The organism is Pseudomonas sp. C321, from assembly GCF_055407105.1.
In genome coordinates this window covers 20,108-40,986 of record NZ_JBUZRB010000013.1, presented here as the reverse complement: position 1 = coordinate 40,986, position 20,879 = coordinate 20,108, and the positions used below count along the sequence as shown (strand labels likewise).

The following is a 20,879-nucleotide window of genomic DNA, read 5'->3' as shown; positions in this document are numbered from 1 at the left end:
GCCGTTAGTTGTCGTAACCCAGGTTCGGCGCCAGCCAGCGCTCGCTCACAGCCAGGTCCTGGCCTTTGCGGGCGGTGTAGCTGGCGATCTGGTCCTTGTCGACCTTGCCCACGGCAAAGTACTGCGCCTGCGGGTGGGCGAAGTACCAACCGCTGACCGCTGCCGCCGGGAACATCGCGTAGTGCTCGGTAAGGAACACGCCACTGCGCCCGGCCTGCATTTCGCGGGCTTGAGGGTCGAGCAGCTGGAACAAGGTACCTTTCTCGGTGTGATCCGGGCACGCCGGGTAGCCAGGGGCAGGGCGGATGCCGCTGTATTGCTCCTTGATCAGCGCATCGTTATCCAGTTGCTCGTCCTTGGCGTAGCCCCAGTAGTCCTTACGCACTTGCTGGTGCAACCATTCGGCGCAGGCCTCGGCCAGGCGGTCGGCCAGGGCCTTGACCATGATCGAGTTGTAGTCGTCGCCAGCGTCCTGGTAGGCCTTGGCCACTTCTTCGGCGCCGATGCCAGCGGTGGTAATAAAGCCACCCACATAGTCGGTGATGCCGCTGTCTTTGGGTGCGACGAAGTCGGCGAGGGAGAAGTTCGGCTTGCCGTCAGTCTTGATGATCTGCTGGCGCAAGTGGTGCAGTTTTGCCAGAGGCTTGCCGTCATCACCGTAGACTTCCAGGTCATCGTCCTGCACTTGGTTGGCCGGCCAAAAGCCAAACACGGCGCGGGCGCTGATGAGTTTTTCGTCGATCAGCTTGGCGAGCATTTCCTGGGCATCGGCGTACAACGAGGTGGCGGCTTCACCCACCACTTCGTCAGTGAGGATGCGCGGGAATTTGCCGGCCAGGTCCCAGGAGATGAAGAACGGCGTCCAGTCGATGTACTTGGCCAGCACTTTCAGGTCGATATTGTCCAGCACCTTGGCGCCAGTGAATGTGGGCTTGACCGGGGTGTAAGTGCTCCAGTCGAACTGCGGCTTCTTGGCGATGGCCACCGGGTAGCTCAGGCGTTCAGTGCGGGCGCTGCGGTTGGCGGTGCGCTCACGCACTTCGATGTAGTCCAGGCGGGTTCTCTCGACGAAACCGGCTTTCAACTCCTTGGACAACAACTGCGTCGCCACGCCCACAGCGCGGGAGGCGTCGGTGACGTAGATCACCGCGTCATTGCTGTACTTGGGCTCGATCTTCACCGCCGTGTGGGCCTTTGAGGTGGTAGCACCACCGATCATCAGCGGCAGGTGGAAGTCCTGGCGCTGCATCTCGCGGGCGACGTGCACCATCTCATCCAGGGACGGTGTGATCAGGCCGGACAAGCCGATGATGTCGCACTTCTGTTCCTTGGCCACTTGCAGGATTTTCTCGGCCGGGACCATCACGCCAAGGTCGACGATGTCATAGCCGTTGCAACCGAGCACCACGGCGACAATGTTTTTGCCGATGTCATGCACGTCGCCTTTTACCGTCGCCATGAGGATCTTGCCCTTGGCTTCTGGCTTGTCGCCTTTTTCCAACTCGATAAACGGGATCAAGTGGGCCACGGCCTGCTTCATGACCCGGGCGGATTTCACCACCTGGGGCAGGAACATTTTGCCGGCACCAAACAGGTCGCCAACGATGTTCATGCCGGACATCAGCGGGCCTTCGATCACTTCAATGGGGCGGGCGAACGACTGCCGGGATTCTTCGGTGTCTTCGACGATGTGTGAGGTGATGCCCTTGACCAGGGCGTGTTCCAGGCGCTTGTTGACTTCCCAGCTACGCCACTCTTCAGTCTCGGCTTCCTTGACGCTGCCGTCGCCCTTGTACTTGTCGGCAATGGCGAGGAGGGCGTCGGTGCCTTCCGGGGTGCGGTTGAGCACCACGTCTTCCACAGCGTCGCGCAGTTCGGCCGGGATCTGGTCGTAGATCTCCAACTGGCCAGCGTTGACGATGCCCATGCTCAGGCCGTTGCGGATCGCATACAGCAGGAACACCGAGTGAATCGCCTCACGCACCGGGTTGTTGCCACGAAATGAGAATGACACGTTGGACACGCCACCCGAGGTCAACGCATGCGGCAGTTCGTCACGGATGTAGGCACACGCGTTGATGAAATCGACGGCGTAGTTGTTGTGCTCTTCGATACCGGTGGCGACCGCGAAGATGTTCGGGTCAAAGATAATGTCTTCCGGCGGGAAGCCGACTTCATTGACCAGGATATCGTAGGAGCGTTTGCAGATTTCCTTCTTGCGCGCTTCGGTGTCGGCCTGGCCGGATTCGTCGAAGGCCATCACCACCACCGCAGCGCCGTAGCGCTTGCACAGTTTGGCGTGATAAATGAACTGCTCCACGCCTTCCTTCATGCTGATGGAGTTGACGATACCCTTGCCCTGGATGCACTTGAGGCCCGCTTCGATCACTTCCCACTTGGAGGAGTCGATCATGATCGGTACCCGGGAGATGTCCGGCTCGCCGGCAATCAGATTGAGGAAGGTCACCATGGCCTTCTTCGAATCGAGCATCCCTTCGTCCATGTTGATGTCGATCACCTGGGCGCCGGCTTCCACCTGCTGCAGGGCGACTTCCAGGGCTTCAGTGTAGTTGTCTTCACGGATCAGCCTTGCGAAGCGCGCGGAACCGGTGATGTTGGTCCGCTCGCCAACGTTGACGAACAACGAGCTGCGATCAATGGTGAAGGGTTCCAGGCCCGACAGGCGGCAGGCCTTGGGGATGTCGGGGATCTGACGTGGCGCATAGCCGGCCACGGCCTTGGCGATGGCTTCGATATGGCCCGGCGTGGTACCGCAGCAGCCGCCGACGATATTGAGGAAACCGCTCTGGGCGAACTCCTCGATGACCTTGGCGGTCTCTTCCGGCAGTTCGTCGTATTCACCGAATTCGTTGGGTAAACCGGCGTTTGGGTGCGCGGAAACGTAGGTGCTGGCCTTGTTCGACAACTCTTCCAGGTACGGCCGCAGTTCGCTGGCGCCGAGGGCGCAGTTCAGTCCGACGGAAATCGGCTTGGCGTGGCAGATGGAGTTCCAGAACGCTTCGGTGGTCTGGCCCGACAGAGTCCGTCCGGACGCATCGGTGATGGTCCCGGAAATCATGATCGGCAGTTCGACACCCAGCTCTTCATAGACGCCTTGCACGGCAAAGATCGCGGCCTTGGCGTTGAGGGTGTCGAAGATGGTTTCGATGAGGATCATGTCCGCACCGCCTTCGATCAGGCCCTTGGTGGCCTCGGTGTAGTTTTCCACCAATTCATCGAAGGTCACGTTGCGGTAGCCGGGGTTGTTGACGTCCGGCGACAGCGAACAGGTACGGCTGGTCGGGCCGAGCACGCCGGCGACAAAGCGCGGCTTGTCCGGGGTCTCCAGGGTTTTCGCGTCGGCAACCTTGCGCGCCAGGCGGGCGCCTTCTACGTTCAATTCATAGGCCAGCCCTTGCATGCCGTAGTCGGCCTGGGACACTTGAGTGGCGTTGAATGTGTTGGTTTCGAGGATGTCGGCGCCGGCATCCAGGTAAGCCTTCTCGATCCCGCCGATCACGTCTGGGCGAGTGAGGATCAGCAGGTCGTTATTGCCCTTGATGTCGCTTGGCCAATCGGCGAAGCGTTTGCCACGGTAGTCCTCTTCCTCCAGTTTGTAGCTCTGGATCATCGTGCCCATACCACCATCGAGGATCAGGATGCGTTCCTTGAGGGCTTGGTGAAGGGCTTGCAGACGAGCGCTACGATCGGGCATGGGACTACTCTGGTCAGGCATTACGGAGGGCGTGGATCATAGCAAACCTGTGCGCTTTTAGAGCATGTTCGGCTTTTGCATGAATATCGCTCATGTTGGGTGAGGGTGCAGATCGGTAGAATCACCGGGATTTTCACCGTATGCATTGAATCGGGACCGGAAACATGTCACTTCGCCTCATCATCAGCGCCGTTCTTGCGCTGATCGCCAGCAGCACACAGGCCCAAGGTCCCGCGCAGAGCCTTTCCTATACCCGTGATATCCAGCCGATTTTCACCGAGAAGTGTGTGGCCTGCCATGCCTGCTACGACTCGGCCTGCCAGCTCAACCTGGGCAGCGGCGAAGGTGCCGCACGGGGCGCGAGCAAGGTTGCGGTCTACGACGGTGAGCGCAGCCAGGCTTCGCAGCCCACGCGCTTGTTTTACGATGCGTTCGGCAAGGCGCAGTGGCAGGCGCTGGGCTTCGGTTCGGTTTTGGACGCCCAAGGCAGCCAGGCGGCGTTGATGGCGCGGATGCTCGACCTGGGCCACAAGACGCCATTGGCGCCCAATGCCAAGTTGCCCGCCGAGATTGTGCTGGGCCTGAACCGGGAAAACATGTGCCCGCTGCCGGGGGAGTTCGATGCCTATGCCAGCGACCACCCCAGGGAAGGCATGCCCCTGGCAGTTACCGGCCTGACCGACCAGCAGTACCAGACCCTGCAACGCTGGTTGGCCTCCGGTGCACCCATCGATGAACAAGGGCTGGCGCCGAGTGCCCAGGAGGCCTTGCAAGTGCAGCAGTGGGAAAACCTGCTCAATCAGCCCGGTGCGCGGGAAAGCCTGGTGGCGCGCTGGCTCTACGAGCATCTGTTCCTTGCCCATATCTATTTAGAGGGCGGCGAGCCGGGGCATTATTTCCAGTGGGTGCGCTCGCGTACGCCCAGCGGCCAGCCGATTGACCTGATCAACACCCGCAGACCCAATGACGACCCGGGCATCCAGGTGTACTACCGCTTGTGGCCGGTGCAAGGGGTTATCGTCCACAAGACGCATATCACGTACCCGTTCAGCGCCGAGAAAATGGCCCGGATCAAGTCGCTGTTCTACAGCGGCGACTGGCAGGTCCACGCGCTGCCTGGCTATGGTCCTGCACGCCGGGCCAATCCGTTCGAGACCTTCGAGGCCATCCCGGCCAAGGCGCGCTACCAGTTCATGCTGGATAACGCCGAATACTTCGTACGCACCTTTATTCGCGGGCCGGTATGCCGTGGGCAAATCGCCACTGACGTGATCCGCGACAACTACTGGACCCTGTTCCAGGACCCCGAGCACGACCTGTACATCACCGACGCCCGTTATCGCGGCCAGACCACGCCGTTGCTGGCGATGCCGGGGCAGAACGACGATGTGGGCAGTGTGTTGAGCCTGTGGCGGGCCTACCGCGACAAGCGCAACGAATACGAAGCCCTGCGCCGGGACAGCTACGCGGATCTGCCGCCGCCGAGTTGGTCGAGCCTGTGGACAGGTAATGACAATGCCTTGCTGTCGATCTTCCGCCATTTCGACAGCGCGTCAGTGAACAAGGGCCTGATCGGCGAAGTACCGCAAACGATGTGGTTGTTCGACTATCCGCTGCTGGAGCGGACCTATTACCAGTTGGCGGTCAACTTTGACGTGTTCGGCAATGTCTCCCACCAGGCGCAGACCCGGCTGTATTTCGACCTGATCCGCAACGGCGCCGAGCAGAACTTCCTGCGCTTGATGCCAGCCGACTCCCGGGACGGATTTCTCGATGACTGGTACCAGAACAGCGGCAAGGTCAAGCTGTGGCTGGACTATGAGGCCATCGATAATGACAAGCCCAGCGGGCTGAAGCTGGATGAGAAGGACCCCAAGCGCGATTTCGCCAACCAGTTGCTTGCCCGTTATGGCGACCTCAATGCGAGCCCTGACCCGATCAACCGCTGCATCGGCGCGTACTGTTCGCGGCCCGCAATTGATCCGGCGTTGCGAGACGTCGAGCAGGCGTTGAGTCGCCTGACCTCCCGACCTGCGGCGGGCCTCAAGGTGATCGAGCAACTGCCTGAAGCGACGATGTTGCGCATCGAGACCCGTAGCGGCAAGCGCGAGGTTTACAGCCTGTTACGCAATCGCGCCCATAGCAACGTAGCGTTCATGCTCGGTGAGGCCTATCGCTATCAGCCTGGTCTGGACACCCTGACCATTTATCCTGGCGTGCTCAGCAGCTATCCGAACTTCATATTCAATATTGCTGCCGAAGACGTGCCCGAGTTCGTCGAAGACATGGAATACGCCAAGGACGCCAAGCGGTTTGAGAGAATCGTCGACCGCTGGGGTGTGCGCCGCAGTCATCCGCAGTTCTGGCTGTATTTCCACGATTTGTCGCAGTACATCCGTGAAACCACGCCGATGGAAGAGGGCGTATTGGACATGAATCGCTATGAAAACCTTTGATTACGGCGCGTTTTCTTTTCCGACAAAAATACTAGGACTTTGTGCCTCCGCAATGATTGGCGTAAACTGCCGGCAAGCCTGTGAGGATTTTCCATGACTGCCATAACCATTACTGACGCCGCCCACGATTACCTGGCTGATCTGCTGTCCAAGCAGAACACTCCAGGTATCGGTATCCGTGTCTTTATCACCCAGCCTGGCACCCAGTACGCAGAGACGTGCATTGCCTACTGCAAGCCGGGGGAAGAGAAACCCGAAGATACCGCCCTGGGGCTCAAGAGCTTCACCGCGTACATCGACGCCTTCAGCGAAGCCTTTCTTGACGATGCCGTGGTTGACTACGCCACCGATCGCATGGGCGGCCAGTTGACCATTAAAGCGCCTAACGCCAAGGTGCCGAGCGTCAACGCCGACAGCCCGGTCAACGAGCGTATCAACTATTACCTGCAAACCGAGATCAACCCTGGGTTGGCCAGCCACGGCGGCCAAGTCAGCCTGATCGACGTAGTGGATGACGGTATTGCCGTGTTGAAATTCGGCGGCGGTTGCCAGGGCTGTGGCCAGGCGGACGTGACCTTGCGCGAAGGCATCGAGCGCACCTTGCTTGAGCGGGTTCCCGAGCTCAAGGGTGTACGTGACGTGACTGACCACACGCAGAAAGAAAACGCCTACTACTAAGGTGTTCGCTGCGAGCATGAAAAACGGCGCCCCGTGAGCGCCGTTTTTTTATGATCTTAATTCAATGGGTTATATGGGTTTTGTAATAATTAGGGTTAAGTGTGGGGCAGGTTTGAGTACATATCCGTTGCTGCGGTAATGGCGACTTAGGGTTACGCCCTTACGGCGTGTCACTTTGCAAAAGCGGCAAAGTAACCAAAACGCTCCTGCCCTACCTATTGGCCTCTGGTTTTATGGGCAGGCAGATCAAGAGCCAGATCAAAAGCAGAGCAAAGCCAGCGCCAATCCGCTTTTCTGTAGGAGCGAGGGGGACGCCTAGTTCTTGCTCGCGAAGAACCTGAGGGCGCCGCGGTGACTCAGGAAACCAGCGTCATCGTTAACGACCATCGCGAGCAAGCTCGCTCCTACAGTGGGCATGGGATACGTTTTTGCTTTTCACCACTCAGGTCGGCTACCAGGCCGCCGTGCTTTTGCTTTTGATCTAAGGCGCCCCGTTAACCACGATGGCTGAACGCAGGCATTGATCCGTGGGTAAACCGGCAGGACGCCGGTTTAGCCGCGCTGGGCCAAGGATGGCCCATCGCGGCGGCCCACGGAGCAATGCCGGAGTGAAGGCATGCCGAGCCTAGGCGAGGCGCCAAGTGGTGGGGCAAGAGCCTTTTGGTTACTTTTGGGCTCTTTTCAAAAGTGACACGCCGTAAGGGCGTAACCCTAAGCCGCCCTGACTAAAATAACGGATATGTACCCAACCCACAGGGTTTTGCATTAGCATCCGGGAATACTCAAGGCCGATATAAGTGCGCATGACCTGCGCGATACAGCGAGGACTCGCTGAAACCGTCACTGGCCAACACCCGGCCCACCACAATCAATGCCGTCCGCCTGAACCCCTTGGCCGCTACCTTTTCGGCAATATCCGCCAACGTACCAATAACCCAATCCTGATCTGGCCAGGTTGCACGATGCACCACGGCAATCGGGCAGTCGGCGCCGTAGTGAGGCAGCAGTTCAGCGACGATCCTCTCCAGATGATTGACCCCCAGATGAATCGCCATAGTCGTACCGTGGCTGGCCAGACTATTAAATGACTCTCCCGCCGGCATCGCAGTTTTATCGGCATAGCGGGTCAGAATCACGCTCTGGGCGATATCCGGCAGGGTCAGTTCAGCCTCCAGCAGCGCCGCACAGGCGGCCACGGCTGTCACGCCCGGAATGATCTGGAAGGGAATGCCCAGCTCCCGCAGCCAGCGAATCTGCTCGCCAATCGCACCATACAAGCTAGGGTCGCCGGAATGCACCCGTGCCACGTCCTGGCCGTTTTCGTGGGCGGCCTTGATCAAACCGATGATCTGCTCAAGGTGTAGTTCGGCGCTGTTGATCACCTGTTCGGCCTGATGACCTTCCAGCACGGCGGCCGGTACCAGCGAGCCCGCATAAATGATCACCGGGCAGCTGCGAATCAGCCGCTGGCCCTTGACGGTAATCAGTTCGGGATCGCCGGGGCCTGCGCCGATGAAAAAGACGGTCATGACGGTTTCCTATGCAAAAAAAACAAGCGTGCAAGGCTTCAGATGAAGATTGCTCATGATCAAGGCAGGCGATTATCGAGATTTTAGCCGCAACTGGCTAACGCAAAGGTGGCCTGGGCGTTTTTCTGACGGGTGATCAGCAGCCTCGCCGACCCCTGGGCCAAGTGTTCAGCCAAGGCCAGGGCGGCACTTTCGGCAACGCCATGGCAGCCGGTATGGGCGAAGGCGATAGCCGACTTGTGGCTGAGCCGGGGTTCATACAGTGCCAATTGCCCGGCACTGAAAAACTGCAGCGGCAGGTTCAAGGCCTTGGCCAATGCCAACAGCCCTGGTTCATCCTGTTTGAGATCAATACTGGCCAGTGCAGTGATGCGTTGGCGATCGATGCCGCCCTCGTCGAGGGCCTTGTTGAACAGGGCAAGCAGGGTGTCAGTGTCGCAGCCACGCTGGCAACCCAGGCCGACCACCAGGGTCGGCGCTGTGTTGTCAGTGGTCATGCTGAGTATTGATCGTCACGGTTACGGCGAAACAGCCAGGCGCTGATCAGGCCCAGGGCCAGCCAGAAGGCAACGTTGGTCAATTGCGAGGCAATCTTGAACTGCGCTTCCAGCGCTTCAGGAGCCAGCATTGAATGGGCTTCCGGTTGCGGCGCGCCAATCACATGGGGCACCGCCAGGATTGCCACGCCCAACACTTTCAGCAGCCAGTTGCGACCGAACACGATCAACGCAATACCGGCGGCAGTGGAACCGGCCGTGCCGATCCACCAGATTTGCCGTTGCGCCAGGTCAGCCGCAGCAGTGCCCGGCAGTTCCGGTGGCAGGCCAAGGGTTGGCGCGAGGACGAAGGTTGCATAACCCGCCAGGCCCCACAACAGGCCTTGAGCGGTGCGGGTTGGCGCACGCAAGGTGTAGAGGCCGGCCAGCATCAGCGCGAAGCCGACCGCGACCACCAGGTTGCCGCCCGTGGTGGACAGCACGCGCTGCCAGCCGTTTTCCGGCTCCCAGGCCTCGGCGTCGTGGCTGTGAGCGGCAGCGGTGCCGTTGGCATGCTCATGCATCTGGGTAGCCGCGGGGGCGTTTTCGAAGGTTTCCGCCTGGAGAATCAGCGGCGCGACCCAGAAGCTTTGCAGCAGGGTCAGCAACAGGGCAGCCAACAGGCCGGTGAAACCTGCGGTTTGGGCAATTCGCTTGATCATGTCGGCAGGTCTCAGTGGCACGGGAACGCGGCGCTGTGGCGGGTATCGTGGGCGGCGTTGTGCACGGCCTCAATATGGGAGAAACCGGCGAAATAGACCAGGCACGCGCCCAGAATCGACGCACCGATGGCCGCGGTCAGGCGTTGGCTCAAGGTGGCGGTGTTGCTTGCGGTATGCGAGGTGCTGCTGATGATCGACATGGCACGTCCCTTTCGAGTGTCAGGGTGAAACGAGCGCATGAAAACCCTGCGAGCCAGGCACGCAGAGTTCTGAACAGCGCCCGCCCACCGCGGGTTTGTTATTTGATTGATCGGGCCGGTCTCCGGGCTTGCGAGGGGGCTCTTGAAAAGAGTCGACCTAAAAGCATCGCCTTCCCATGCCATCTCGGCACAGTGGATCTGATGCTTCGCTCGCTTACCGTTGCGGGGGCAGCACCGGACTGGTCATGGCTTGAGTCAAGCACATGATTTACCGGTTTCCCGTTTCACCCTGTGAAGGGCACCCGAAACAAGATGTGTAGGAGAGCATGGGTGAGGGATGGTAGTCAAATTGACCGAGCCCCTGTAGCCTTGCGCCTTCGAGGTTCTTCGGCCCAGGTCGAAGCTAAGAAGGGAACGCGGTTGATGCCGCGGCTGCCCCCGCAACTGTAAAGGGTTGATCTGACTGCCACGCCACTGCCTGAACAAGGCGGGAAGGCGCAGCCAGCGCCAGTCGCAAGACCGGCAAGCCCCAAGCCAGGAGACCTGCCTCGCTACGATTCTCAACTTTCAACCGGGCGGGGTGATCCGGTGGCGAAATGGGCTTCTGCGCGCCGCCGCAGGGCCAATCGTCCCGTCTGCCCGCCACCTTGCCAAAGGGCATCCGATGAAAACACTGGCCAAACTCCCCGTCACCATCGTTACCGGCTTTCTCGGTTCGGGTAAAACCACCTTGTTGCGCCATATGCTCGACAACGCTCAGGGCCGTCGCATCGCCGTGATCGTTAACGAATTCGGCGAGCTGGGCATTGACGGTGAAATTCTCAAGCAGTGCTCCATCGGTTGCACCGAAGAAGAAGCCAACGGCCGCGTGTATGAACTGGCCAACGGTTGCCTGTGCTGCACCGTCCAGGAAGAGTTCTTCCCGGTAATGCGCGAGCTGGTAGCCCGTCGCGGCGACCTCGACCACATTCTCATTGAGACCTCGGGCCTGGCCCTGCCAAAACCGTTGGTCCAGGCCTTCCAATGGCCGGAAATTCGCAGCGCCTGCACCGTTGACGCGGTGATCACCGTGGTCGACAGCCCGGCCGTGGCTGCTGGCACCTTCGCTGCCTTCCCGGATCAGGTGGATGCCCAGCGCAAACTTGACCCGAACCTGGACCACGAATCGCCGCTGCACGAGCTGTTCGCCGACCAACTGGCCAGCGCCGACCTGGTGATCCTCAACAAATCCGACCTCATCAGCGCCGAAGACCTGGCCCGCGTGCGCCTGGAAGTGGCTGAAGAGTTGCCGCCAGCGGTGAAGATCATCGAAGCCAGCAGCGGTCGCGTGCCATTGGACGTGTTGATTGGCCTGGGTGCCGGTTCCGAAGAGCACATCGACAGCCGCCACAGCCATCACGATCATCATCACGAAGGTGAAGACGACCACGACCATGACGCCTTCGACTCGATTTCCATCGAGCTGCCACAAGCCGACGAAAGCCTGCTGCTCGATGCCTTGACCCAACTGGTGGTCCGGCACGGCATCCTGCGGGTCAAGGGCTTCGCCGCAATCCCCAACAAGCCAATGCGCCTGCTGATCCAGGGCGTGGGCACCCGTTTCGACAAGCACTTCGACCGCGCCTGGCGCGCCGATGAGCCGCGCGCCACACATCTGGTGCTGATCGGCCAGGAACTGGACGCCACCTTGCTCGAAGCGCAATTGCGCGCTGCCCTCAGCGTTTAAGCCATGCACCTGCTCAGGACCCAGCCCGGCGGTTTCGTCTCGGATGACAACATTGCCGACCTTGGACAAACCCCCGCCGAACTGGTGATCCTGTGCAGCGGCGACTCCAGCCTGGCGCTGCTGGCCGAAGCTGCCCAGCAGTTGCCCGAGGATTACCCGAGCCTGCGCCTGGCCAACCCGATGCAGGTGCAGAACCACGCCTCGGTCGACCTGTATGTCGATGAGGTGCTGCGCCACGCCAAGGTCATCCTGATTTCACTGCATGGTGGGATCGGTTATTGGCGTTACGGTATCGAGCGTTTGGTGCAGTTGGCCGAGCGCGGTGTGCAACTGATTTTGGTGCCGGGTGACGACCGTCCAGACCCGGAACTCAGCGGCCTGAGTACCGTCAGCGCGCAAGAGCGCGATCGGCTCTGGCACTTCCTGCGCCAGGGCGGCCTGGGCAATGCGCTGGATTTCTATCGCTGCCTGGCCAACGGGTATCTGGGGCGCGACTATGGCTGGTCCGAGCCGCAAATCCTGCCGCGTACGGCGATCTATCATCCCCATAAAGCCAACGCGTGCCTGAGTGATTGGCAGGCCGACTGGCAGCCCGATCTTCCCGTGGCAGCAGTGCTGTTCTACCGCTCCCATTTGCAGGCAGCCAATACCGGCTTTATCGATGTGTTCTGCCAGCGCCTGCAGGCAGCGGGGTTGAACCCATTGCCCATGGCTGTGGCCAGTTTGAAAGAGCCCGGCTGCCTGACGGTGGTCGAGGACTTGCTGGATGAGGTGCAGGCTTCGGTGATTCTCAACACCACCGGTTTCGCCCAATCCAGCCCCGAAGCGCCGCACTTGCGACCGTTTCGCCGCAATATCCCGGTGATCCAGGCCATTTGCGCCCAGGACAACGAACCCGCCTGGCAGGCCAGCGAGCAAGGCCTTGGCCCCCGTGACCTGGCAATGCACATTGCGTTGCCGGAGCTGGACGGACGGATCATCAGCCGCCCCATCAGCTTCAAGGACCTGGCTTGGCGCAGCGAGCGCAGCCAGTCGGATGTGGTGTGCTACCGGGCGCAACCTGAGCGCATGGACTTCGTCGCTGACCTGGCGCGGCGCTGGGTCGACCTGGCGCGGGTGCCTAATGCTGAAAAACGCATCGCTCTGATTCTCGCCAATTATCCAACCCGTGATGGCCGCATCGGTAATGGCGTAGGCCTCGATACCCCGGCCGCCGCGCTGAATATCCTGCGGGCGTTGCAGATTGAAGGTTATCCGCTGCCGGACGTGTTAGCGCAAAGTGGTACGCAACTGATCCAGGATTTGCTGGGCGGTATCACCAACGACCTCGACAGCCTCGACCTGCGCCCCTGCCATCAAAGCCTGGGCCTGGACGACTACGAGGCAATGTTCAACCGCCTGCCTGAAAGCAATCGGCAGGCGGTGCTCGCACGCTGGGGTTCGCCGCACACCGACCCGATGTTCCGCGACGGCCGCATGATGATCGCCGGCCTGCGCTTGGGCCTGACGTTTATCGGTATCCAGCCGGCCCGGGGTTATCAGGTCGACGCCAGCGCGGTGTATCACGACCCGGACCTGGTGCCGCCCCACGGTTACCTGGCGTTCTACTTCTGGTTGCGCCAGACCTACGGCGCCCACGCAGTGATTCACGTTGGCAAGCACGGCAATCTGGAGTGGTTGCCCGGTAAAGGCGTCGGGCTTTCGGAAAATTGCTGGCCGGATGCATTGCTTGGCCCGCTGCCGAATATCTATCCGTTTATCGTCAATGATCCGGGCGAGGGTGCCCAGGCCAAGCGTCGCACCCAGGCGGTGATCATCGATCACCTGATGCCGCCGCTGACCCGTGCCGAAACATACGGCCCATTACGTAACCTGGAACTGCTGGCCGACGAGTATTACGAAGCGCAACTGCTCGACCCGCGTCGAGCCAGGGAGCTGCAAAAGGACATCCTCAAGCTGGTGCGGGAAACTCGCATCGACCAAGAGTTGGCACTGGACGAAAACCTCGACAGCGACGCCGATGCGGCGATCTGGCTGCCGCGCCTGGATACTTACCTGTGCGATCTGAAGGAGTCGCAGATTCGCGACGGCTTGCATATCTTCGGTGAATCACCCGTTGGCCGCTTGCGCATCGACACGTTGCTGGCTTTGCTACGCATTCCCCGTGGCGATGGCCGTGGTCCGCAATCGAGTTTGCTGCGGGTGTTGGCCAAGGCTTTCGAACTGGGCTTCGATCCGCTGGATTGCGCCCTGGCCGAGCCATGGGCCGGGGCTCGCCCCGAGGTATTACACACGATCGATCCACAATTGTGGCGCACCGCTGGCGACACCCGTGAGCGCCTGGAACTGTATGCCGCGCGCTTGATTGAGCAGGCGCTTGAAGGGCCGGTCGAGCAACTTGAAGAACCCGGCTGGCACGACGTCAAGGCGGTGATCGAAAGCCTGCGCATCGTCGTCGCTCCGCGCCTGGATGCCTGCGGCCCGGCGGAGATGCGCGGCTTGCTGGATGCCCTGAGCGGGCGCTTCGTCCCCGCCGGTCCCAGCGGAGCGCCCAGCCGTGGTCGGTTGGACGTGCTGCCCACCGGGCGTAATTTTTTCTCGGTGGATGTGCGCAACCTGCCGACCACCACCGCCTGGCGCATTGGCTTCCAGTCAGCCAGCCTGATTCTTGAACGGCACCTGCAAGACCATGGAGACCACCTGCGTCAGCTCGGCCTGTCGGTGTGGGGCACTGCTACCATGCGTACCGGCGGCGATGACATCGCCCAGGCCATGGCGCTGATGGGCGTGCGCCCTGTGTGGGCCACCGGCAGTCAGCGGGTGGATGACTTTGAAATCTTGCCGTTGAGCCTGCTGGACCGTCCGCGCGTTGATGTCACGCTGCGGGTCTCGGGGTTCTTTCGCGATGCCTTCGCCAACCTGATCCGGTTGTTTGATGCTGCGGTGCAAGCGGTCGCCGCGTTGGATGAGCCCGATGATATGAACCCGCTGGCTGCCAAGGTGCGCAGCGAGCGAGAGGCCTTGCGCTTGTCCGGTCTGGATGAAGAAGCCGCTGCCAAGCAAGCCGGCTGGCGGATCTTCGGGGCCAAGCCGGGTGCTTACGGCGCTGGCGTGCAGGGCGCAATCGACGGTCGTCTGTGGCAGAGTCGCGAAGACTTGGCCGAGGTGTACCTCAATTGGGGCGGTTACGCTTATGGCGGCTCCGATGAAGGTACCGCCGCCCGCGAACAGTTCGCCCAGCGTCTGAGCCAGGTCCAGGCGGTGTTGCAGAACCAGGACAATCGCGAGCACGACCTGCTTGATTCCAACGATTACTACCAGTTTCAGGGTGGCATGCTCGCCGCCGTGGAAACCCTGAGTGGCGACAAGGCCGCCAGTTATCATGGCGACCACAGCCAGCCGGACCTGCCGAAAATCCGCACCTTGAAGGAAGAGCTGAACCGGGTGATCCGCGCCCGTGCAGCGAATCCCAAGTGGATCGAAGGGGTCAAGCGCCATGGCTATAAAGGCGCGTTCGAGATGGCGGCAACGGTCGATAACCTGTTTGCCTTTGACGCCACCACCGCACTGATCGACGATCACCAGTACGCACTGTTGGCCGACGCCTATTTGCTCGACCCTGACACCCGTGCTTTCGTGCAGCAACATAATCCCGACGCCTTGCGCGACATGACCGAACGCATGCTGGAAGCCCAGCAGCGGGGTATGTGGCAGGAGCCTGGGGCGTACCGCGAGGCATTGGAAAATTTGTTGTTGGATATAGAAGAAGACAACTGAGTCACAGCACTCACCGAGAACTCGCGATGACTGATACCCCTCATTTCCCGCTGTCCGCCGTTGTCGGCGCCGATGACCTCAAGCTGGCCCTGTGCCTGACCGCCATCGACCCGAAAATCGGCGGCGTACTGATCGAAGGCCCGCGCGGCATGGCCAAGTCCACCTTGGCCCGTGGCCTGGCGGACCTGTTGGCCAGCGGTCAGTTCGTCACGCTGCCCTTGGGCGCCACCGAAGAACGGCTGATAGGCACCCTCGACCTCGACGCGGCGCTGGGCGAAGGCCGGGCACAGTTTTCCCCTGGCGTGCTGGCCAAGGCCGACGGCGGCGTGCTTTACGTCGATGAAGTCAACCTGTTGCCCGATCATCTGGTGGACCTGCTGCTGGACGTGGCCGCCAGCGGCACCAACCTGATCGAACGTGACGGCATTTCCCATCGGCATTCGGCGCGCTTCGTGCTGATCGGCACCATGAACCCGGAAGAAGGCGAGTTGCGCCCGCAGTTGCTCGACCGCTTCGGACTCAACGTGGCCCTGAGTGGGCAAACCCTGCCTGTCGAACGTGGGCAGATCATCCGCCGCCGCTTGGATTTCGACAGCGATCCCCAAGGGTTCTGCGCGCAGTGGGCCGATCAACAGGCGGCGCTGCGTGAGCGTTGCACCCAGGCGCGGGCAGTGCTGGAAAGTATTCCCCTGGATGACCAGGCATTGGCCGAGATCACTGAGCGTTGCTTTGCCGCTGGGGTCGATGGTTTGCGTGCCGACCTGGTCTGGCTGCGTGGCGCTCGAGCCCATGCCGCGTGGCGTGGGGCTGGCGCTATCAGCGTGGAAGATATCGAGGCCGTGGCTGAGTTCGCCCTGCGTCACCGCCGTCAGGAACACTCCCTGCCGGCGAGCCCGCCCACTACAGGTCAATCATCGAAGCCAGCCGACTCATCGCCTGCCCAGGGCCAAGGGCTGTGGGGCGATATGCCTGCGCCCGCATTGTCGGTCGGGGCTCGGCGGGATGTTCCGACCTGGCCAAAAAAGCCCTAGGCATTCGCCCTCGACCTGACGCGGGGGCGGATGCCCGACCCAAGGCGGGTCGATTGGACAAGGGCAGGCAAGGGCAGGCACGAACCGCCAACCAGGGCTCGATCAACTGGCCGGGTACCTTGCTCGGCGGGCGACCGCAACGCCGCGAGGATTTGCTGTACCGCCTGCGCAACCGCTCACCCCATGAGTTATGGCTGGTGATAGTCGATGCGTCGGCATCTACTCGGCGGCATCAAGCGCTGAGCGACGCCAAGGGCTTGCTGGCGCAGGTATTTGATGATGCTTATCGCCAGCGCGCCCGGATGGCGTTGCTGACGGTGAGCGGTCAGTTGCCCAAATGGCAGGTGCAGGGGTTGAAGGCGGCGAAAGGGCTGAGCCGGTGGCTCGACGAGCTCGGCGCTGGCGGCGGCACGCCATTGCTGGCGGCACTTGGCGAGGCCGGAGACTGGCTGGTTGCCCGGCGCAAACGCTATCCGGCGGAGCAGCAGCGATTGCTGGTAATCACTGATGGGCGACTTAAGGATGTGATGGGATTAGCGCAGCTCGACTGTCCGGGATTGCTGGTGGATATCGAGCGGGGGCCGATCAGGCTGGGCCGCGCCAAAGAGCTGGCTCTGGGGTTGAATGTGGATTATCGGCATATCGATAGCCTTTAACGGCGGACTCATTGTTCCTCGTAGCTGTCGAGCCTCGCTGGGGCTCGACAACTGCGGGGCCAACTCCAGATCTCATTCAACCAGCACCCGGCACATTCGGCCAAAGGTCTGCCACCAGAAATAACCGCTCGGCTTCCTCCCAATCGCCGGCGCTATTTTCAGCCAGTCGTACCAGCAGTTGCGCCGGCGCTATTGGGTCCAGCTGCGCCAGCCAGCCTTGCATCTGCTCTTCATTCCACACCTGATCAGTCGGGTAATGCGCGGGCGCGAGCCAGGCATGGCGGGGCAAAGGCTGCCAGCGTCCAGGCGGGCTTTGTCCGACAAACCTTAGCCAGTCCCGCTGATGCAACCAGCGGCCATTCAAATGCTGCGGATGCGCACCAGCCGGAGCATGGGCAGTGCCAGGCCACGGATACAGCAAGTACCCGCCCAACCACAAGTGTGCATCAAAGTGCTGGATGCCCAGCGCCGCCAGTGCTTCACGGCTTTCTGGGCGGGCGGAAATCGGCAGTTGATGCTGCGCCAGGTGGGCCAGCTTGCGATCCAGTCGATCGTGACAGCCAGGGCCCAGCCATTGCGCTGTATCGCGGCCGTCACCATCCGCAGGTCCCAGATACAGCTTGATAGCCAGTTCCAAGTGATGCACGCCATCGCGGTCGCGCAGCAACATGTCCAACTCCCCCAGGGTATGCCCGGCTTGGCGGATCGGCAGGTTGGCGGCCAGCAGTTCCACTCCCGGCGCGTGCTGCACGGCGAATTGCCACAACCGCTCGTAATACAAGCCCAGGCGCCGTGTTCGGGCCTGGTTCAACCAATGCTGCAAGGCGCTGCTGTCCTGGTCCAACTGGCGCAGCCATTGTTCCAACTGGTGCGGCGCCTGCACCCAATCGCTGCCTGCCAGCGGATGGCGTTGCGGCCAGGGTGTTTGCGCCAGCATCGGTGGGGCGAGTATCACCCACGCCAGGTCGCGTACCTCGGGGTGGCACAACTGGCGGGGCAGGTTCTGTAAATCAGCGAACAAAGTCATGGTCCGAGCATAGCCTTTTACGCAGGCATACGTGGCTGAGAACCGTTGTCGTCTGGCCCTCGCGGCGACAAAGGATTTTGTCTAACGCCGCCTTTCGCCCATAATCGTTCTTTTTTGCCAGACCCCAACCCTGCAGGAGCCCCATGGAGCAATTTCGCAATATCGGCATTATCGGTCGCCTGGGCAGTACACAGGTGCTGGACACCGTCCGCCGGCTGAAGAAGTTTCTGCTTGAGCGCCACCTGCATGTGATTCTCGAAGACACCATCGCCGAGATTCTGCCGGGCCATGGCCTGCAAACCTCTTCGCGCAAGATGCTCGGCGAAGTCTGCGACATGGTCATCGTGGTCGGCGGCGACGGCAGCCTGCTGGGCGCTGCGCGCGCGCTGGCCCGGCATAACGTGCCGGTGCTGGGGATCAACCGTGGCAGCCTGGGGTTTCTCACCGACATTCGCCCCGATGAGCTGGAAGTCGAAGTGGCCAAGGTGCTCGACGGCCATTACTTGGTGGAAAACCGCTTCCTGCTGCAGGCCGAAGTGCGCCGTCACGGCGAAGCCATCGGTCAGGGCGATGCCCTCAACGATGTGGTGCTGCACCCCGGCAAGTCGACGCGGATGATCGAGTTCGAACTGTACATCGACGGCCAGTTTGTCTGCAGCCAGAAGGCCGATGGCCTGATCGTCGCCACGCCCACGGGTTCTACGGCCTACGCGCTGTCGGCGGGTGGCCCGATCATGCATCCCAAGCTCGACGCCATTGTGATCGTGCCGATGTACCCCCATATGTTGTCCAGCAGGCCCATCGTGGTCGATGGCAACAGTGAGCTGAAAATCGTGGTGTCCAAAGACATGCAGATATACCCGCAAGTCTCCTGTGATGGGCAGAACCATTTTACCTGCGCCCCCGGTGACACCATCACCATCAGCAAGAAGGCGCAGAAACTGCGGCTGATCCACCCACTGGACCACAACTATTACGAAGTCTGCCGGACCAAGCTGGGCTGGGGCAGCCGCTTGGGGGGTGGAGGCGACTGATGCTCGATCCCGCGCGTAGCTACGACCTGATTGGTGACGTGCACGGTTGCGCTCATACCCTTGAGCACTTGCTCGACCTGTTGGGTTACCACAAACAGGGCGGCACCTGGCGCCACCCGTCGCGCATGGCCGTGTTCCTCGGCGATATTATCGACCGTGGCCCGCGCATCCGTGAAGCGCTGCATATCGTCCACGACATGACCGAGGCCGGCCAGGCGCTGTGCATCATGGGCAACCATGAGTTCAACGCCCTGGGCTGGAGTACGCCAGCGCCGCCGGGCAGCAGCAAACAGTTTGTGCGCGAGCGCACGCCACGCCACGCCCGGCTGATCCACGAGACCCTGGAACAGTTTGAACAGCACCCGGCAGACTGGCATGACTTCCTCGGCTGGTTCTACGACATGCCGCTGTTTGTCGATGCCGGGCGCTTTCGCGTGGTACACGCCTGCTGGGACGACGGTTTTATCGCACCCCTGCGTGCGCACTTCCCTGACGGCTGCATTGACCAGCATTTCCTGCAAGCCGCTGCTGTGCCGGGCAGTTTCGCCAGCAATGCCTTCGACCGTCTGCTGCGGGGCACTGACATGCGCCTGCCGGACGGCTTGACGCTGACCGGTGGCGATGGCCTGACACGGTCGTTTTTCCGCACCAAGTTCTGGGAAGACGACCCGAAAACTTACGGCGATATCGTGTTCCAGCCCGATGCACTGCCGGAACCGGTGGCCGCTACGCCGCTGTCTTCCACTGAAAAGAGTTCCCTGCTGCGCTATGGCGTCGACGAGCCATTGCTGTTCGTCGGCCATTACTGGCGCAGTGGCAAGCCGGCGCCAATCCGTCCCAACCTGGCCTGCCTGGATTACAGCGCCGTGCTCTACGGAAAATTGGTCGCTTATCGGCTGGATCAGGAAAGTCGCCTGGACCCGCACAAGTTTGTCTGGGTCGATGTCGAGCGCCCTGAGGTGATTTCATGAGTACCGTTGCAGTATTGCGCTTGCCCTTGACCGTGGACTTGGGTGGTTTCGTCAAACTGTTGCAGCGCATGCAAGTGCCCCATCGCGTCAGTGAGGAAGCCGGGGAGCAGGTGCTGTGGGTGCCTGATGCCATCAGCGAGGATGTGCGGACCCTGTATCAGCGTTTTCCCGCTGGTGATCCGCAGCAGCAACTGGATATTCCAGAAGAGCCAGTCGCCAAGCGCCCTGGTTTTCTCCAGCAACTGCGCCATAGCCCGCTGACCGCAGCGATTTTGTTGCTCAGCCTGATCGTCGGCGCGGTGACCATGCTTGGCGATAACCTGCAAGCCATGAGCTGGCTGACCTTCCTGGACTTCCATGTAGCCGGCGAGTATCTGTATTTCACACCCCTGGCCGACAGCCTGGCGGCGGGGCAGTGGTGGCGGTTGGTGACGCCGATGCTGATCCACTTTGGCATCCTCCACCTGGCCATGAACGGCATGTGGTACTGGGAGCTGGGGCGGCGCATCGAGTCGCACCAGGGCAGTATCAATCTGCTGGGCCTGACCCTGTTGTTCAGCCTGGTCTCCAACTACGCTCAGTACTATTTCGGCGGTCCCGGCCTGTTTGGCGGGTTGTCCGGCGTGCTGTATGGCCTGCTGGGGCATTGCTGGATCTATCAAATGCTTTCGCCAAACCCGGCGTATCGCCTACCCCGTGGGGTGCTGGTGATGATGCTGGTGTGGTTGCTGCTTTGCTTGTCGGGCCTGGTCTCGATGATCGGTTTCGGCGAAATCGCCAACGCCGCCCACGTTGGCGGGTTGGTAGTCGGTTGCCTGACCGGCTTGTTGGGCGGGCTGCACAGCCGCCGCAAACAAGCCCTTTGAATATTTCCTAATTAG

15 protein-coding genes, 1 pseudogene and 2 riboswitches are annotated in these 20,879 nt (G+C 61.2%); of the genes and pseudogenes, 9 read left to right on the top strand and 7 right to left on the bottom strand.

Annotation, left to right across the window (positions count from 1 at the left end):
• Nucleotides 1–4 precede the first annotated feature (4 nt).
• A complete protein-coding gene (gene metH / locus ACZRJ6_RS24650) occupies nucleotides 5–3,715 on the bottom strand; it encodes a methionine synthase (protein WP_463970486.1) in 3,711 nt (1,236 codons plus the stop codon).
• Between the two features lie 164 nt (nucleotides 3,716–3,879).
• Between metH and ACZRJ6_RS24645 the strand changes: the two genes are divergently transcribed.
• Complete coding sequence (locus ACZRJ6_RS24645) at nucleotides 3,880–6,171, top strand: fatty acid cis/trans isomerase (RefSeq protein ID WP_463970485.1); 2,292 nt, start codon at nucleotides 3,880–3,882, stop codon at nucleotides 6,169–6,171.
• Between the two features lie 93 nt (nucleotides 6,172–6,264).
• Entirely contained in the window at nucleotides 6,265–6,849 is a 585-nt protein-coding gene (gene nfuA / locus ACZRJ6_RS24640) for a Fe-S biogenesis protein NfuA (protein WP_149415341.1), read from the top strand.
• 321 nt (nucleotides 6,850–7,170) lie between these two features.
• Here nfuA and ACZRJ6_RS24635 read toward each other — a convergent pair.
• From ACZRJ6_RS24635 to ACZRJ6_RS24615, 5 genes and pseudogenes are all read right to left on the bottom strand, one after another.
• Nucleotides 7,171–7,266: pseudogene (locus tag ACZRJ6_RS24635) on the bottom strand (outer membrane lipoprotein carrier protein LolA); the annotation flags it as partial.
• A gap of 365 nt (nucleotides 7,267–7,631) precedes the next feature.
• On the bottom strand, nucleotides 7,632–8,378 hold the full coding sequence (cobM, locus tag ACZRJ6_RS24630; RefSeq protein ID WP_463970484.1) for a precorrin-4 C(11)-methyltransferase: 747 nt from the start codon (nucleotides 8,376–8,378) through the stop codon (nucleotides 7,632–7,634).
• A gap of 83 nt (nucleotides 8,379–8,461) precedes the next feature.
• Entirely contained in the window at nucleotides 8,462–8,875 is a 414-nt protein-coding gene (locus tag ACZRJ6_RS24625; RefSeq protein WP_463970483.1) for a cobalamin biosynthesis protein, read from the bottom strand.
• Nucleotides 8,872–9,576 (bottom strand): CbtA family protein, encoded by a 705-nt coding sequence (locus ACZRJ6_RS24620; protein ID WP_463970482.1) that lies wholly within the window; start codon nucleotides 9,574–9,576, stop codon nucleotides 8,872–8,874. Before ACZRJ6_RS24620 ends, ACZRJ6_RS24625 begins: the two co-directional genes overlap by 4 nt.
• Before the next feature lie 11 nt (nucleotides 9,577–9,587).
• Nucleotides 9,588–9,776, bottom strand: coding sequence for a CbtB domain-containing protein (locus tag ACZRJ6_RS24615; RefSeq protein WP_149414599.1), 189 nt, complete (start codon nucleotides 9,774–9,776; stop codon nucleotides 9,588–9,590).
• Between the two features lie 96 nt (nucleotides 9,777–9,872).
• A riboswitch (cobalamin riboswitch) is annotated at nucleotides 9,873–10,097 on the bottom strand.
• A 42-nt stretch (nucleotides 10,098–10,139) separates the two neighbouring features.
• Nucleotides 10,140–10,341: riboswitch (cobalamin riboswitch) on the top strand.
• A 99-nt stretch (nucleotides 10,342–10,440) separates the two neighbouring features.
• Between ACZRJ6_RS24615 and cobW the strand changes: the two genes are divergently transcribed.
• From cobW to ACZRJ6_RS24595, 4 genes are read left to right on the top strand one after another with little or no spacing between them, the layout of a single operon-like run.
• On the top strand, nucleotides 10,441–11,502 hold the full coding sequence (gene cobW, locus ACZRJ6_RS24610; RefSeq protein ID WP_463970481.1) for a cobalamin biosynthesis protein CobW: 1,062 nt from the start codon (nucleotides 10,441–10,443) through the stop codon (nucleotides 11,500–11,502).
• Between the two features lie 3 nt (nucleotides 11,503–11,505).
• Nucleotides 11,506–15,279 carry a cobaltochelatase subunit CobN gene (gene cobN / locus ACZRJ6_RS24605; RefSeq protein ID WP_463970480.1) on the top strand — a complete coding sequence of 1,258 codons (3,774 nt, stop codon included), beginning with the start codon at nucleotides 11,506–11,508 and terminating at the stop codon, nucleotides 15,277–15,279.
• A 26-nt stretch (nucleotides 15,280–15,305) separates the two neighbouring features.
• Nucleotides 15,306–16,310 (top strand): ATP-binding protein, encoded by a 1,005-nt coding sequence (locus tag ACZRJ6_RS24600; protein WP_463970479.1) that lies wholly within the window; start codon nucleotides 15,306–15,308, stop codon nucleotides 16,308–16,310.
• 53 nt (nucleotides 16,311–16,363) lie between these two features.
• Entirely contained in the window at nucleotides 16,364–16,966 is a 603-nt protein-coding gene (locus ACZRJ6_RS24595; protein ID WP_463970478.1) for a vWA domain-containing protein, read from the top strand.
• A gap of 76 nt (nucleotides 16,967–17,042) precedes the next feature.
• On the opposite strand, the gene ACZRJ6_RS24590 is transcribed toward ACZRJ6_RS24595, so the two are convergent.
• Nucleotides 17,043–17,993 carry a DUF1853 family protein gene (locus tag ACZRJ6_RS24590; protein WP_463970477.1) on the bottom strand — a complete coding sequence of 317 codons (951 nt, stop codon included), beginning with the start codon at nucleotides 17,991–17,993 and terminating at the stop codon, nucleotides 17,043–17,045.
• Nucleotides 17,994–18,136: 143 nt separating this feature from the next.
• Here ACZRJ6_RS24590 and ACZRJ6_RS24585 point away from each other — a divergent pair, with 143 nt between their 5' ends.
• Genes ACZRJ6_RS24585 through ACZRJ6_RS24575 form a run of 3 tightly spaced genes read left to right on the top strand, consistent with a single transcriptional unit; the run spans nucleotide 18,137 to nucleotide 20,864 of the window.
• Nucleotides 18,137–19,027, top strand: a complete 891-nt coding sequence (locus ACZRJ6_RS24585; protein ID WP_463970476.1) for an NAD(+) kinase — start codon at nucleotides 18,137–18,139, stop codon at nucleotides 19,025–19,027.
• Nucleotides 19,024–19,998, top strand: coding sequence for a metallophosphoesterase (locus ACZRJ6_RS24580; protein ID WP_178114542.1), 975 nt, complete (start codon nucleotides 19,024–19,026; stop codon nucleotides 19,996–19,998). Before ACZRJ6_RS24585 ends, ACZRJ6_RS24580 begins: the two co-directional genes overlap by 4 nt.
• Nucleotides 19,995–20,864, top strand: a complete 870-nt coding sequence (locus ACZRJ6_RS24575; protein WP_463970475.1) for a rhomboid family intramembrane serine protease — start codon at nucleotides 19,995–19,997, stop codon at nucleotides 20,862–20,864. The genes ACZRJ6_RS24580 and ACZRJ6_RS24575 overlap by 4 nt, the downstream gene beginning before the upstream one ends.
• Nucleotides 20,865–20,879: the final 15 nt, after the last annotated feature.

Coding starts and splice junctions, on each gene's coding strand:
- metH (WP_463970486.1), bottom strand. CDS start 3,715: ATGCCCGATCGTAGCGCTCGTCTGCAAGCCCTTCACCAAGCCCTCAAG.
- ACZRJ6_RS24645 (WP_463970485.1), top strand. CDS start 3,880: ATGTCACTTCGCCTCATCATCAGCGCCGTTCTTGCGCTGATCGCCAGC.
- nfuA (WP_149415341.1), top strand. CDS start 6,265: ATGACTGCCATAACCATTACTGACGCCGCCCACGATTACCTGGCTGAT.
- cobM (WP_463970484.1), bottom strand. CDS start 8,378: ATGACCGTCTTTTTCATCGGCGCAGGCCCCGGCGATCCCGAACTGATT.
- ACZRJ6_RS24625 (WP_463970483.1), bottom strand. CDS start 8,875: ATGACCACTGACAACACAGCGCCGACCCTGGTGGTCGGCCTGGGTTGC.
- ACZRJ6_RS24620 (WP_463970482.1), bottom strand. CDS start 9,576: ATGATCAAGCGAATTGCCCAAACCGCAGGTTTCACCGGCCTGTTGGCT.
- ACZRJ6_RS24615 (WP_149414599.1), bottom strand. CDS start 9,776: ATGTCGATCATCAGCAGCACCTCGCATACCGCAAGCAACACCGCCACC.
- cobW (WP_463970481.1), top strand. CDS start 10,441: ATGAAAACACTGGCCAAACTCCCCGTCACCATCGTTACCGGCTTTCTC.
- cobN (WP_463970480.1), top strand. CDS start 11,506: ATGCACCTGCTCAGGACCCAGCCCGGCGGTTTCGTCTCGGATGACAAC.
- ACZRJ6_RS24600 (WP_463970479.1), top strand. CDS start 15,306: ATGACTGATACCCCTCATTTCCCGCTGTCCGCCGTTGTCGGCGCCGAT.
- ACZRJ6_RS24590 (WP_463970477.1), bottom strand. CDS start 17,993: ATGACTTTGTTCGCTGATTTACAGAACCTGCCCCGCCAGTTGTGCCAC.
- ACZRJ6_RS24585 (WP_463970476.1), top strand. CDS start 18,137: ATGGAGCAATTTCGCAATATCGGCATTATCGGTCGCCTGGGCAGTACA.
- ACZRJ6_RS24575 (WP_463970475.1), top strand. CDS start 19,995: ATGAGTACCGTTGCAGTATTGCGCTTGCCCTTGACCGTGGACTTGGGT.